Below are 15,115 nucleotides of genomic sequence, written 5' to 3' on the forward strand. Positions count from 1 at the left end.
ATGGGATGGAGAAGTGTTCTTTTGACTATGGCTCTAACCGGTTCCGTTGCTTTGGCGGCGGACGATCCGGTGATCTTTCAGCCGAAGAAAGCTTCTCAAATTTCCAACGTGGATTCCACTCAGTCGAACTCCATCCGATTTGACGTGAGCATCTTTGGCGAAGGCGCTATTGGCTCCATGTACGTTCTTTGGGATAACGTGGACCTTTCCGAAGAAGTCAAAGAGCTTTTGACAAAGCACGAGTTCCGCAATAACGAATACTTTATGCAGAACATCGACCGCGAACAGTTCGAGCAGGAACGTATGTTGCAGCTCTTTGAAGATAAAAAACGCGAATACTTCCGCATCTTCCCATCCGAAATTCTCAAGGAAAAGGAAGACGAAGAAAACGAATAACCCGTAGTCATCCGCTGTCATTGCAAGGCGAAGCCGAAGCCATCCTTGTGAATTCAATTTTTAGTCAACCGTGCAGGTCGATGCGACGTAAGAATCCGCTGTGAAGGTGAAGGAGCAGACCGCTGCACCATCCGCATAGACGGTATACGTTCCTGCGGCAAAGTCTGCGGAAGAAGCGTAAATCGAGGAAATATTCTTGCCAGCCGTTGCGGAGTAAACCGTCGTACCGGAAGCGTTTTCGATTGTCACCGTTGCTCCGCTTGTGATGTCCGCCGGAAGCTGGGCTGCCACCGTATATGCAGTCGCTTCTGACGGAATCATCGTTTTCATGTAACCGCCACCGAGGCCGAACCAGCTACCGCCAGAGACAACCATCTCAGAAGTCGAAATAAACGGTTTTGAGCTCTTGGTGACCGTTGCAGAACCGCCACGCAGGTACATCGCAGACTTGGCATTAAAGCCTTCGTCGCCCGATTCCACATGAAAAGTGCCGTCAAAAATCATCACTGTAGAACCCTGAACAGCATCATCTGCGGAGTGGATCGTGTAAGAGCCGCCAGCAATCGAGTCCATGTAGAACGCCTTGATACCGTTATTTCCCACGTCCATCGTATAGGTTCCCGCCTTGATGCAGACGAGACCCTTTGTCGGATCCGTTTCCTTGTCCGAAGAAATGCCCGAACCATCACCGGTGCGCAAGTAGTAGGAACCGCCTTCGTTGATGCGGACAGAGCGATTACCCTTGATTGCGTTGTTTACCGTATTCACATAGATCGTCGGGCTGTCGTTAATAATCAAGTCCGCCTTCGTATGAATACCGTTGTTGTAATTACCGGTCACATACAAAGTACCGTTTCCCTTGAGGGTCAAGTCTTCACGACCGTAGAGACAAGCCTTCGGAACCGAATCGGCTTCCGTATAAGTGCCGACCGCCATGTAACGATAGTTACGAGCATCAGACAGGATATTCGTCGAACCTTCGGCCAGTTCAATCTTCAACTTGTCTCCGCTGACAAGGAAGACCGGAGCATTTTCGGAATTGCCGAGCATCACTCCGTTGAAAACAAATTCCACTGTGGAATTTTCATCGACGGTCACCAAGATCTGGCCATCGCTCATCGTGCCGCTGAACACATAAAGACCAGCGCTTCCAACGACCAGCTTATTATCTACCACCGAAACGGATTTCGTTCCCGCATTCGTTACCGTAAAGCCGCTTTCTGCAAGTGTCACAATCACAGCGGAATCCGGTGCAGAATAAGAAGCCGCCGTCGGAGAAGTCGGAGTATCCCAGGCGAGCCAGGTGCTCGTGCTGAGCGTATCTGTATCCGTCGCAGTGAATGCATCGGAATCTGAAGCCGAAGAGGTCGAAGAAGTGAGCGCTGCGCTTGATGTCGCACCGTCTGCAGAAGAAGATTCCGCCGAATTATCCGCAGAGGACACATCTACAGAGGATTCTGTACTGCTGGAAGACTCTTCCGAATTCGCATTTGAACCCGAGTCAGAAGAGGAACAAGCCGCGAGGAAGGCAAAAGCCGATGCGGCGCAAATCCATTTGAGAGATGATTTTTTTTGATTCATAAAACCTCGCTCTCTTAATATATCCGCAAAGTGGGAAAATATTTCCCCAAAACAAGAGTATGTCGTATTTTTTACGCAGATGGGTGTAACTTTACCCCACAAAAGCATTTCATTCCGAGAAAATTTTCGGACGATTTCCTTCTCCGATGAAAACAAAAAGACCCTCATACAAAGGATCTTTTTGTGGTTATGGGTATGAAGCAAAACTACTTGTAGTAGTAAGTCAGGCCATTCGGGAAGTTTACTGCGGTCATCGAAGAGACGTCCACCACGGAGACAGAAGTCACACTTCCACCGTAGATGATCATGCTGCCAGATCCCTGCGGCTTAAAAGCTGCGCTGCTAGAACCGTAGTAGTTCGAATTCGTATAGGACGTTGCCGTGCAAGACGGATATTCTTCTGTCTGGCTACCGAATCCGAGCAGCACGCCACCCGTAATGGTGTAGCCGTTATCCGTATCGATGAGTCCACCAGCCTGATTTGTCGAGCAGGAACCCGAACCCGTGCCACCGCCCCAGCCGCTACCGCCCAAATTGCCGCTAGAACTTCCAGAGCGAGACAGTATTTCAAGAATCAACACTCCACCGGTCTGTGTAGCCGTACCGTTTGCATCCAAGACGTCCACATCATTGCCCGAAACACTGATATAGTGGTAACCGCCGGTGATCACGATGTAACCCACGCTCGTAGAGATTGCGCCACCACCCATATTACCGCCCCAACTGTTGCCAGTCGAAGCGCTTGCGCCTTCATTCTTTGAACCACCTGCAGCATTCCAACCGTCATCCGTGCCGTAAACAGCCGTAATACCCGCATTCGCATAAATGTACACGCCTTCGAAAGCTTCCGTGGAAGTTGTCACATTGACAGTCGCGCCGTTCAAGTAAAGATTGTTGTCCGCATGAACGCCGTCATCGAGAGCGCTAACCGTCACCGTACCGCCTTCGAGGTAGACGTTCGCATTCGCATGAATACCGTCATCCTTCTTCGAAGTCAGATTCAAAGTACCTGCGTAGATATAGATCGAGCTATCTGCCTTCAAAGCCTTTGCCGAGTCTCCCGAGGCAACCACCGTCAAAGTCGGAACACTGACGCTGTCATCAATCAGGATGTAGTTCGAAGCCTTGATGCCTTTGTCCCCAGAATTCACTGTAATCTTACCGCCCGTGATTTCGATGTAGCCCTTGCCTTCCGCAAGTTCCGTTGCATCGTCTTCATCGGACTTGATGCCGTCACCTTCCGAAGTCGTCAGAGTCAAAGTACCACCGTCGATTGCGACCGAGTTTTTGCCCTTGAGAGCGTGATTCTTGGTTGTCACAGTAATCGTCGGAGCACCGCCGAATTCGTCGTCATATTTGATCTTCAAATCCTTCGTTGTATGAATACCGTTGTTATAGTTACCCGTCACGTTCAACGTACCGGAACCTTTGATGGTCAAGTCATCCTTGGCGTAGATCACAGCGCCGGTCGTATCTGTTTTCGTTTCCCCGTCCTTCGTGTAGCTATAGACATTCGTGCGAGAGTTGCCGTCTTGCAAGGTGTTGATCGTTCCGCTCACCGCCACAATGAACGTCTTGTCCGAAGACTGAGAATAAATCGGGGCATCGCTACTCGTAAGAGTAAGGCCGTTTAAGTAGAGATACACCTTATCTTCTGTTGAAGCCGTCACCATAATCTGGCCGTCATTCGAAGTTCCAGAGAAGTAATAGATGCCCGCGCAAAGAATCTTCACCACAGAGCCATCGATTTCCACGCAGTTGTTGTTATTTTCAACACTTACGCCCGAAGTGGAGAAGGTCACCACCGGGGTCGAACCCGTTGAAGCGATCGAAGACGAAGAAGTTGTCACCCCTGTTGTGCTCGAAGTTGCAGTTGCCGAAGAAGTGGCCAGCGTTTCACTCGAAGTCACTTCAGCAGCGCTCGAAGAAGAAGCGACCGTCAAATAGACCTTGGTGCAGCTCGCATCGGTAATGTTGTAATAGTAAGAACCAGAAGCATCGCTGTAGAAGTAGAGATCGCCCACGATCGAAGTCGGATTCGTCGTTTCACCGCAAACGGCATTCGAAGCCGTCGATGCAGAACTTGTGCCGCCATCCGTCGAAGAAGCGTCAGATGAAGCCGCTGAAGATTCCTCCAACGTTGTATAAACGATCGAACCATCTACAAGTACAGAATAGATCACGGCACCCGTCGTCTTATCTATGCAGTACGTATTGCCGAGGCCGTCTTCATAAGCGGTATAGTCGCCACAGACGTCGACAGCGGATTCTACCGAAGTCATACCCGTTGTAGAAGCTGCGTTATTCGAATCCGAACTGCTACAACCAAAAAGGGCTACACAGCCAAATGCGGTAGACGCAGCGAGAGATAATTTCTTAGAAAAGTATTTCATAGGCTATTCCTTTTTCCTAAAAGTAGACACCCCTTTTTCAAAAACCATGTAAAAGCGAATTTTCAATTCTTGCTTTGCGGGGAGAAAATTCCCGACGAAATCAAACCGGGAAGATTCTCCACGATTTTTTTGGGGGCCAAATGGAGTGGCTTTTAAGTCGGGACATCCAACCCCGAAAACTTTCTTGAATTACATTTAGCATGCATGTTTTGGATTGTTCTTGAATACGCCTTTGCCATTTTGATGGTTATCACCGCCCTTTTCTATGCGGTATTTGAAATGCGTCTTTTCTGTGCACTCGGAAAAGTCCACTTGGGCAATTCCATTCGAAATCCGCTGCCATCGGTCAGTATTCTCGTATCCGCAAGGAACGAAGAAGCGGGAATTTCCAAGACCTTGGACTCCCTGATGAAGCAGCTTTACAAAGGCCGTTGGGACATCTGGATTGCAGACGACCGTTCCACCGACCGCACCCCGCAGATTCTTGCCGAATACGCCGAAAAGTATCCAGACCGCATTCACGTAGTCACGATCTCGGAACTCGCTCCGGGTGAAAGCGCCAAAAAGAACGCCATCGCAAAACTCGTCGCCGCCTCCGAAGGGGAAATCCTCCTTCTCACCGACGCCGACTGCATCGTGCAACCGACCTGGATCCGCGCCATGATCCGCGAATTCGAACCGGGCATCGACTTTGTCGCAGGACATTCCTACATCGAACTTCCCACAGACCGCACCAACTGGCTTTTGAACATGCAAGCCGTGGAAACCATGGCTTACCGCATCGCAGGCACCGGGGCTCTCGCCATGGGAACGCCGATTACAAGCACCGGGAACAACCTCGCCTACCGCCGCAGCTTCTTCGAAGAAGTCCACGGCTTTGAAGGCGTCTCTAAAATCCAAAGCGGTGACGACGATCTGCTTTTGCAAAAGCTCGCCCGGGAAGCGCCTTGGAAGGCTCATTATTCGATCGATCCGGAAGCTTTCGTCACCACTCAAGGCAAAGAGACCCTGCCCGAACTTTGGGAACAGCGTAAACGCTGGGCATCGAAGACCACCTACTATGCTCCGAAAATCGTTGCGCTCCTCGTCGCGGTCTTCCTCTTCTTCTGCCTCATCTCACTCGGCTACGTGCTATCCTTCTTCAGCTTCAACATTTTCCTCGCGACGCTCTTTGGTGTTCTCGTCAAACTCGTCGGCGATTCATTGGTGGAACTTCGCGGTCTTCGCATTTTCCAGCAAAAGCAACTTTTCAAATGGTTCCTCCCCGTAGAAATCATTCATGCCCCGTTTACCGTATTTGCCGTGCTCTTCGGAATAGCCGGTCATTTTAAGTGGAAAGGTTAATTTCAAATGGTCAAAAAAACTGATACCGCTGCAGAAAAATTAACTCTCGTCATCGCCGAAAAACCGAGCGTCGCCGCGGACCTTACCCGCGCTATCACGACCGGAGGAAAGTTCAAAAAAGAAAAGACCTATTACGAAAACGGAGCGTACATCGTTTCTTGGGCTCTCGGCCACTTGGTAACGCTCTGCGATCCCAAAGAAATCAGCGACAAGTACAAAAGTTGGGAGATGGAAACGCTTCCGATTCTCCCGAAAGAATTTCAGCTGAAGGCGATTCCGACGTCCAAGGCTCAGCTCACCGCCCTCGGTAAACTCATCCGTCGAAAAGACGTTGGCACGATTGTGAACGCGTGCGATGCCGGTCGCGAAGGCGAACTGATTTTCCATTACATTCTTGAATTTGAAAAAGGCAAGACCGGTCTCAAGGGAAAAACCTTAAAACGTCTCTGGATGCAGAGCATGACCTTGGCTTCCATTCGCGAAGCCTTCGAAAATCTGCGTACCCATGAAGAAATGCAGAACCTTCTTGACGCCGCACTGTCCCGTTCCGAAGCGGACTGGCTCGTGGGCATCAACGGTTCGAGAGGCCTAACCGCCTACAACAGCCGCTTCGGCGGATTTCAACTCACCCCATGCGGACGCGTTCAAACGCCGACGCTCGCCATAATCGTGAACCGCGAAGAAGAACGCAACGCCTTTGTTTCCAAGCCTTACTGGACAATCCAAGGCAACTTCGGTTCGGGAAAATCCGAATACGAAGGCAAGTGGTTCAACCCGGACCTCAAGACCGACAAGGATCACATCTGGGAAGAAGGCCAGGCAGAAGAAATTGTCAAAAAGTGCAAAGGCAAAACCGGTACCGTCACCGAAACGACCAAGCCGAGCACACAAAAATGCGGACCGCTTTACGACCTGACGACCCTGCAGCGAGAAGCGAACAACCGCTTTGGCTTCAGCGCAAAAACGACACTCTCGATTGCCCAGGCACTCTACGAAAAGCACAAATTAACCTCCTACCCGCGTACCGATAGCCGCGCCCTCCCCGAAGATTACGTCGGCACCGTCAAAAAGACGCTCGGCACCATGGAAGGAAACCTTGCGAAGTTCGCCGAAAAGGCTCTTGAAAACAACTGGGTCAAAAAGGATCCGCGCATCTTTAACAACGCAAAAATCTCGGACCACTTCGCCATCATCCCGACCGGCAACAAGATGAAGTCGCTTTCCGAAGCGGAACTCAAAGTCTATACGATGATCTGCCAGCGCTTCATCGCGGTCTTCTACCCGGCAGCGGAATATTTGAACACGACCCGCATCACGGAAATCGAAGGCGAAAAGTTCCTGACCGAAGGCAAGATTTTGAAAACGCCGGGCTTCAAGGAAGTCTACGGCAAGACCTCGGACGACGAATCCAACGTTGCCCCGATCGACAGGAGCGGTAAGGCAAAAGCGATCGAATTCATCATCTCCGATGAAAAGACGAATCCGCCGCCGCGCTACACCGAAAGCACGCTTCTTTCCATGATGGAAAATGCGGGGAAGCTCGTCAAGGATGACGAACTCGCCGATGCGATGAAGGACCGCGGCATGGGCACTCCGGCAACCCGCGCAGCGATCATCGAAAAACTCATCTCCGACAAGTACATGGTCCGCGACGGAAAAGAACTCATTCCGACGAGCAAAGCCTTTGGCCTCATCCAAGTCGCCCGCGCAATGAAAATTGAAAACTTAACTTCTCCGGAACTCACCGGTGAATGGGAATATCAGCTTTCCCAGATTGAAAAGGGCAAAGAAACCCGCGTCGAATTCATGAAGGGCATCGAAGACCTCACCACCAAAATGGTCTCGAACATCCGCAGTTTCAAAGAAGAAGACACAAAGAAAGAAGCCGCCTTCAGCCCGGTCAACGGTTGCAAGGTTTACGAAAGCGTCTCCCGTTTTGAAACCGAAGACGGCATTCAGATTCGCAAGATTCTCGGTGGCCGTAAAATGGCGAACGAAGAAATCGTCGAACTTTTGACAAATAAAAAGATCGGTCCTCTGACCGGATTCCGCTCCAAGCGCGGCATGGAATTTTCCGCAGGGCTTATTCTCGAAAACGGAAAAATCAAATTCGCCTTTGACAATGCGGACTCCGAAGAAATCGAACTCGGCGAAGAGCTCGGCAAATCTCCGATTGATGGAAGCCCGGTCTTTGATACGCTCACCGCTTATGTTTCGCAGAGCTTTGTGGACAAGGCCAAAACAGGTCTCCGTCTGAACAAGATAATCCTCGGCAAGGAAATTTCCATCGACAACATAAAGAAAATGCTTGCCGGCGAAAAGACGGACCTCATCCAAGGGTTCCGCTCTACAAAGACGCACCGCCTCTTTGATGCGTACCTTTTGCTCGACGCCAAAACGGGAAAGATCAAGTTCGAATTCCCGCCGCACATTCCGGGCAAGGGTCACCGTTTCGCCAAAAAGAAAGCGGAAGAGTAAATCGAAAAGCGCTCCCGTTCAGCAGGAGCGTTTTCTTTTAGAGTTCAGCACGCTTGGGCAAAAATTGCACACGGACACCACTTCGCTGTAGCGCGGGCCTTAATATCGGCACCAAATTGTCCGTCTGCGTAAACGGGACCATCCTTTCCAAAATATCCGAAAGGCGATAGCCGTTATCTTCTTGCAAAAAGGCATAGCCCTGCACCTTGGCATTCTGCACAATCACGACGCCACGGTCCCCCATAAAACGCCCCGGCAAAAAAACAGCCATATCGGGTAAAGGCGCTCCGACATCGGATTTTTTCTGCACCACGGCGTTACACGGAAAACGTTTCTTCGCAAGTTCCGATTCTAAGCAGAGCTTTGCCAAAAGCTCCGAACCAAGCTCTTTTACGCGAATATCATAAATGCCGTCCGTCAAGCCTTTAAGCGGACTGCGGCGTGTATTGGAAAGGAGTTCCAAAACACGCGTGCGCGCATTTCTCGCCGCCGTCGCATACAAAATACCGTCCTTGCCGACGAAATAAACGATGCCCGGCGTCCGCGGAAGTTTCATGATCATCGCATCGTTCCAGCCCTTCGGATAAAAGACCGGACGTTTTCCGCCACGCAAAAGTTCTTCAATTTGCGAAAGCCCACCCCTTTCCTTCGCAAAAATCAAAAGGTTCGCCGCCGCTACGGCATCGTTCAACGCTCGATGCTGTCCAAAATCCGGAAGTCCAAGTTCCATCGTCAGTTCATGTAAACTGTACTTGGGAAGTCCAGGAAATACGCGGCGGGAAAGCTTCACCGTGCAAAGCTTTTCCGGTGAAAAATCCAAACCGGAACGTTTCATTTCCGCCCTGACCGCTCCATAGTCCGACGCCACATTGTGCGCTACAAAAATGCGACCTTCGAGCATCGCATCGATCTGGGGGGCGATTTCATCGAACTCCGGAGCATTGCACAGCATTTTCGGTGTAATGCCTGTCAGGTTCTGAATAAACGGAGAAAGCTCCACAGGGACCTTCACCAGCGAATCAAACTTCTGGGTGATTTTCCAATCGTCGACGAGAACCATTCCGATTTCGATAATTCGGGCGTACTCCGGCTTTCCACCGGTCGTTTCGACGTCAACAACAGCAAAATGAGGAGCGGAATTCATCAGCGCACATCAAAATCGATCGAACTGTGGGAATCTTCCACACGCGCCTTGATAGGCTTGCCATTGAGCTTCATATACAGCGGCACAGAAAGCAAATACGTGACACCGGCCGTTTCCGAAGGCACCGCCTTCGCTTCCGAAACCGGGGCCTTATAAACCTGTTTCTTACCTACCCAAACCGTGTACGTAAAAGTCCGCGGATTTCCATAATGCACCTGGGCTTCCGGAACACAGAAATGCACAATGCCTCCTGCCGGAAGCGTTCTCAGACTATCCTTGATGTTTTCTTCCGTTGCAAAATCCGCCTCCATTCTCATCCGCATATCTTTTCGCAGTTTGTCTGCGGATTCATATTCGATGGACACCGTCGTCTGCATATCCTTCGGGATCGCCGATTCGCGAATGTCCCGAACCCTGGAATTGTTGTTGTAATACTCCCAACGGCCGTTATCATGGAGAATCACCACAGAACCGTTCGAAGTCGTCGCCGTCATATCGCTAGCCCACGCAAGAGCGCATACCGCCAAACCCAATCCAAGAATGCGTCCGATCATAAAATCTCCAACATGATCCTAAAATTTGCAATCGCCCCTAATATAAACTTTAATTTTTGAATTCAAAATTTTTTACTCATTTTAATTAACTTATAACGCGATGAATTCCGAATATCCATTCACCCGATTTGCTCCGAGCCCAACCGGCTATTTGCACCGCGGGCATATTCTTTCCGCACTCTGCGTCTACGCAGCCGCTGAAAAATTCGGCTACCGTGTACGTCTGCGCATCGAAAACCACGACCAGAGCCGTGCAAGGCAGGCCTACATCGACGCGATTCGCGAAGATCTCGAATGGTTAGGCTTTACCTGGGATGCGGAATCCATCCAGAGCGCCAACACGGAACGCTACGAACGCCTGCTCGAGCGGCTTCGTTCAAAGGGTCTCATCTACGCCTGCAACTGCTCCCGAAAATTTACTTTCGAAACAAATCCGACCAATTCCGACGGTGAAATCATTTACCAGGGACACTGTCAAAATCTTGGACTTCCCTTCACAAAAGATCATGCGGTGCGTTTCAAAACGCCAAATGAAAATATCGAATGGGAAGACCTGCTCCTCGGCAAGTTCATGGAAAACCCCAAGGAACTCTGCGGCGACTTCGCCCTCAAGGATCGCATTGGGCAGTGGACCTACCAATTCGCCGTCGTTGCAGATGATTTTGAAGAAGGCATCGGACTTGTCGTCCGCGGAGAGGACCTCAAACATTCCACTTCACGTCAAATCGTCCTCGCTCAAGCTCTAGGTAGAACCACGCCTCCGCTTTTTTTACATCATCCTCTGATAGTCGATCCTATGGGCAAAAAGCTGTCCAAGCGCGAACACGCTGCAAGCATCCGAGGCGAAAGAGACAAAGGCAAATCCGCCGAAGCGCTTCTCGGCGAAGTCTGCGCAAAAGCAGGAATCATTAAAAAAACGCAGCTTCTTTCTGTAAAGGATTCAATTCAACTCGTAAAAAATCGCCTTTTCTAGAAGTTTCAAATTATATTCCGTAATATATGGCGGACGCTCTGTACCAAAAACTGTTAAAATTACGCGATGCTTCCTTTGATTTAAGCTCAAAAAGTCGTCTATTGCATGTCGCACCCCGAGCTAAATACCAAACACCGCTCCTTGCCGAAGATGGAATCCCCTTCTTGGAAAAGTGGGTTTATAAGCCAGTTGCATTGCCTCTCTCTATATTCGCCCCGACAGGTGCCCAATTTTCACAGGAATCCCAGAATGCCCTTTTCGCCGATTTCCGCTACGCTTTCCGCACCATGGAAGAAGGAACCGGGGAACAAAACGCATTCCTCGCCATCGGCTTTTTAAGAGCGCAAAGTACAGCTCCCCTGTTGCTTGTCCCGCTGCAGATCGACCCGAAAACCCTCCAGGTTTCTCTCACGGAATCCGCTCCCATCGAGAATGTTCCGCTTCGCCTTAAAAACAAAGGCGTCATCGACCTGCCCACCGCCCATGACTTCTGGGACGGCAAAACTTTTGATATTCGCAAATACTTCGCCGCTGTGGAAGAATGTACTCAAGCCGTTTCCGGCTGGAAAGCAACCTCCCGCGGTATGTTCATCGGCTTCTACGACAAGGCAAGCCTTTACGCATACCAAGACACGGAATCCGCCAATTGGAAGGAGAACGCCACAAAGGAAGCAATGCTCTCCCACCTGCTCTCCGAAGAAGGATTCCACGTCGTCGAATCCGACCTTGAAGAAAGTATTCCAGATGAACTTTTCAACCCGGTCGATCATTATTTTGTCCACACTCTCGATTCCGAAGCGTCCACGGCTTTACTCGAAGCGCTCTCCCCGGAAAACGATATCTATGCGGTCGAAGCTCCGCCGGGATCCGCCAAAGAAGAATTTCTAGCGAACTTCATTTCCGAAAGTGTCTCAAACGGCAAAAAAGTTCTTCTCGCCTACAAAAAAAAGGCCTCCCTCGTCCGCTTCGAAAAACTTTGGAATCCGCCGCACATCAATTACAAGGACATCACACTCGACAAGGCCCGTGAAGCGCTCTCCAAATCACGCAAAGCCCTTGTCGATTACAACCGCGCAAGCAATATGCCGATTTTACCGGGCAACAGCACCCTCTCCGAGGCTCTGCAGATCCTCGGCGAAACAGGCTCGCGCAAAAAGACCTGGCCCGATTCCACTTTCGCAGGTGTCGAAAAGCTCAACCGTGAAAATGTCCACTTTGTCAAAAACATTCTCCAGGATCTTCTCGAGACCTTAGAACGCGACGACGCCAAAAAAGCCCTCAAAGCATACCGCGGGGTCTCGCTCGATTCGACAAATGAATTCCAGTGCAAGAATCTCTCGCAAAAGCTCAAACAGGCCAAAGCGGAATTCCAAACACTTGAAACCCTTGCCGAATGTGTTTCTAAAGCTCTTTTCTTTAACCAAGCTGTCAATATTTCTGAACTCGCCGATGTCAGCAAGGCGATATCGCCCGACTTCAACGAATCCACCCCCGCTTTTGACGATTGGCTCCTCGATTCCAAAGACTGGGAAACTTATGAAGAAGCGCTTCGCGCCCTACCCGATGCTGGGGCCGCATGGTCGGAATTCCGTCGCAACGGTTCACCCGTCTATCTCGACGATGCAATCGACATGCAACTCGGAGCCGCACGAGAAGTCCTCAAGAACAACCAGGACCGCACCTTCAAGGCGTTCTCGGAATATTACCACAACGCCCGCAAGACTTTGCTCCGCACCTTAAAAAATCCAAAACAGGGTAAAAAAGATGCGGACCTGCTCGAACTCACCGATAAGTTGATCCGTCTGCAGGACTGCAAAAAACTCTACATGAACACGGCAGCCCTCGCTGGCCGCCTCTTCGGAAAGTCCTGGCAGTTCGAACACACCAACTGGATTGTCCTCGCCGCTAAAATTCAATGGTTCTATGACTTCCGCAAAAAAACGGAAAAGACGGAAAACGCTTCGCTCTCTTACGCGATCCTTTCCAAGTACAGCCAAATCAAGGACCAGATTCGCAACGCCGACGAACTCCGCGAACTTTGCAAAAACGCAGAGAAAAATTTCAAATCACTCTGCGAAGAACTAGGCTTTGACGCCTCCGTCGACTGCGAAACCGTCGATGAACAAGCGGAACTCATTTCCCGCTGGGAAGCCTCCCTGCGCCTGCTTCCGCTTTACACGCAAATCCAGCACAAGCGCAACGAACTCTGCAAGCTCGGACTTGCCGCGCTCGAAAACGCTCTCATCGACGAACGCCCAAACAAGAATCTTCTCATCCAGGAGCTCAGCAAGTTCTTCAGCTCCCTGCAAATCCAGAGAGCGTGCAAAATTTTCCCGGCGATCTTCTCGTCTTCGCCCAAGGCACATTCCAAGCGTGCCCGCGATTTCCGCGAAGCAACCGATGACCTTTGCACCATGAACCTGCGCAATGCCAAGGATGCGCTCCAAAAGAATCCCAAACTTTTGACCATCCTACCCATCGGCCAAGTCGCAGGGGTCTTGCCGCAGCAGCCCGAACTTTTCGACATCGCCATTCTGCTCGACGCCGAAGCGGTTCCGCCCCTGCAAGCGATGCCTGTACTGCTCCGCGCCAAACGTGCGGTCCTCATCGGGGATTCCAAACTCCCGACGCCTCCCTTCCCGGCAATTCCAGGCGAAGACCGACATCCTGGATTCATGGCTCCGCAGCTCGAAAGCATTCTTGCCTATTCTCTCTATAAGGGTGCAAAACTTTCCTTCCTGTCGCTGAACGTTCTGCATAAGCATCCGATTCTTATCGACTACGCCAACAGGAATTTCTACAGCCAAAAGATTCGCAAGCTCCCGCCTCCAAATACGGAAGCCCACGAACTTCACATCGTCTACGAAGCGGATCTTTCCCAGGCGATCGCCGATGCCGCCGCAATGCATGTCGAACAGCACCCGATGCAATCGCTCGGCATCATCGTTTTTACCGAAGAACGCCGTCAGAGCGTTTTTCAAGCCATCCTGAAAAAGATTCAGGAGCATCCCGAACTCGGATTTTTCGTTTCCCCCAAAGACATTCTCCGCGACCCGTATGTACGTCTCCCGGAGGAAGCCTCGGGCGATTACCGCGACACGCTCTTCATCTGCGCCGAGCCAAACGCGACCATCGCAAGCCAGGGATTGAATACAAAGCTTATCAACGTTTGCGCCACGCACGCTCTTTCGAGCCTGCGCATATTTGCAAGCGAAAAGGCGGAGAAATCGTCATCGCCGAGTGCAGGCGTCCGAGCCTATGCCGAATTCCTGCAATACGTCGAAACGTCCAAATCTGCAGAAATTTTCAAAACAAGCCCGATCCTCACCCACCTCGGAGAGGAAATCTTTACCGAAATCAACACGGGCGAAATCCAACTGGAAAAGAATTGGAATTACAACGGGGCCTCCGTCCAATTCGCCGTCCACGACGCCAACAACCCGGGACATTTCCTCATCGGCATCGAAACCGATTCCGGAAACGATTTCCTGCGCAATTCCGTCGAGGACCGCCATTATCTGCGCTTCAAAATGCTCGATCGCCTCGGCTGGAAAATTATCCCGCTCTGGTGCCCGAACTGGTACCGTTCCACCGCAGACGAAAAGGGCCACATCCTCACGACCATCGCTGTAGAACAAAGCGTCGCACCGCCGCCCCGCGAAAAGAGCGTGAAAGCAGAAGAAGAGCCCGAATTACACGTAGAACCGTACAAGATTATACGTCCCAAAATCGAAGGCTCCGTCCATGACGTTCCCATTCCGGAACTCGCCTCAAAACTTCTCATTTTACAAATGAAGTTCTATGTTGACGCAGAGTCGCCGATTCACGAAAAAAACCTTATACGCCGCGTACTGCACCTGCATGGACTGCATCGCGCAGGCCCAGCCGTAGTCCGCGCTATCAAGGATGGCATTGCTCAAGGACTTGCCAAAAAAGCCTTTATCAAAACAGGCCCGTTCTTCTACACGATCACGTCGAAACCGGTCGTCCTCCGCGACCGCTCTGCTCTTCCCGATGAAGAACGCAAACTGGCATTCATCTCTCCCGAAGAACGCGCTCTGTTCCCCGCCGACGCCGACGAGCAAACAATCAAGCAGACACTCGGTCTGCTGTAATTTCAAACAAAACAGTTAAACCCTTTAAAACACAGAAGGCGGACCCGGGTCCGCCTTTTCAACACGGAGCCTTTTTCAGGGCCAAGGCCACAAGGGAAGATTCCGGGGGAAAAAGGAAGGGCCCCCGCGATGTCCCG

At 50.9% G+C, this 15,115-nt stretch carries 9 protein-coding genes; 5 read left to right on the plus strand and 4 right to left on the minus strand.

What is annotated here, in order from left to right; all coding sequences use genetic code 11:
- Window positions 1–396, plus strand: a complete 396-nt coding sequence (locus MR847_RS03860) for a hypothetical protein (RefSeq protein ID WP_277003181.1) — start codon at window positions 1–3, stop codon at window positions 394–396.
- Window positions 397–456: 60 nt separating this feature from the next.
- Here the strand turns inward: MR847_RS03860 and MR847_RS03865 are convergent, their stop codons facing one another.
- Both MR847_RS03865 and MR847_RS03870 read right to left on the minus strand, forming a co-directional pair.
- Window positions 457–1,977: a carbohydrate-binding domain-containing protein gene (locus tag MR847_RS03865; RefSeq protein ID WP_287722990.1), complete on the minus strand. Its 1,521-nt coding sequence runs from the start codon at window positions 1,975–1,977 to the stop codon at window positions 457–459.
- Between the two features lie 206 nt (window positions 1,978–2,183).
- Entirely contained in the window at window positions 2,184–4,370 is a 2,187-nt protein-coding gene (locus MR847_RS03870) for a carbohydrate-binding domain-containing protein (RefSeq protein ID WP_287722991.1), read from the minus strand.
- Between the two features lie 204 nt (window positions 4,371–4,574).
- On the opposite strand from MR847_RS03870, the gene MR847_RS03875 reads away from it, so the two are divergent.
- Together MR847_RS03875 and MR847_RS03880 are read left to right on the plus strand one after the other, a co-directional pair.
- Window positions 4,575–5,714 carry a glycosyltransferase gene (locus MR847_RS03875; protein WP_287722992.1) on the plus strand — a complete coding sequence of 380 codons (1,140 nt, stop codon included), beginning with the start codon at window positions 4,575–4,577 and terminating at the stop codon, window positions 5,712–5,714.
- A gap of 6 nt (window positions 5,715–5,720) precedes the next feature.
- On the plus strand, window positions 5,721–8,192 hold the full coding sequence (locus MR847_RS03880; RefSeq protein WP_287722993.1) for a DNA topoisomerase III: 2,472 nt from the start codon (window positions 5,721–5,723) through the stop codon (window positions 8,190–8,192).
- A gap of 37 nt (window positions 8,193–8,229) precedes the next feature.
- On the opposite strand, the gene MR847_RS03885 is transcribed toward MR847_RS03880, so the two are convergent.
- Together MR847_RS03885 and MR847_RS03890 are read right to left on the minus strand one after the other, a co-directional pair.
- Window positions 8,230–9,336, minus strand: a complete 1,107-nt coding sequence (locus tag MR847_RS03885; protein WP_277003192.1) for an exonuclease domain-containing protein — start codon at window positions 9,334–9,336, stop codon at window positions 8,230–8,232.
- The gene (locus MR847_RS03890; protein WP_100425858.1) at window positions 9,336–9,890 is read right to left on the minus strand and encodes a hypothetical protein; all 555 of its coding nucleotides are present in this window, start codon (window positions 9,888–9,890) and stop codon (window positions 9,336–9,338) included. The genes MR847_RS03885 and MR847_RS03890 overlap by 1 nt, the downstream gene beginning before the upstream one ends.
- A gap of 100 nt (window positions 9,891–9,990) precedes the next feature.
- On the opposite strand from MR847_RS03890, the gene MR847_RS03895 reads away from it, so the two are divergent.
- Together MR847_RS03895 and MR847_RS03900 are read left to right on the plus strand one after the other, a co-directional pair.
- The gene (locus MR847_RS03895) at window positions 9,991–10,863 is read left to right on the plus strand and encodes a glutamate--tRNA ligase family protein (RefSeq protein ID WP_100425857.1); all 873 of its coding nucleotides are present in this window, start codon (window positions 9,991–9,993) and stop codon (window positions 10,861–10,863) included.
- 164 nt (window positions 10,864–11,027) lie between these two features.
- Window positions 11,028–14,978, plus strand: a complete 3,951-nt coding sequence (locus MR847_RS03900) for a DUF3320 domain-containing protein (protein ID WP_287722994.1) — start codon at window positions 11,028–11,030, stop codon at window positions 14,976–14,978.
- Window positions 14,979–15,115 lie beyond the last annotated feature (137 nt).

It is taken from the genome of Hallerella sp. (genome assembly GCF_022776125.1).
GTDB classification, from domain to species: domain Bacteria; phylum Fibrobacterota; class Fibrobacteria; order Fibrobacterales; family Fibrobacteraceae; genus Hallerella; species Hallerella succinigenes.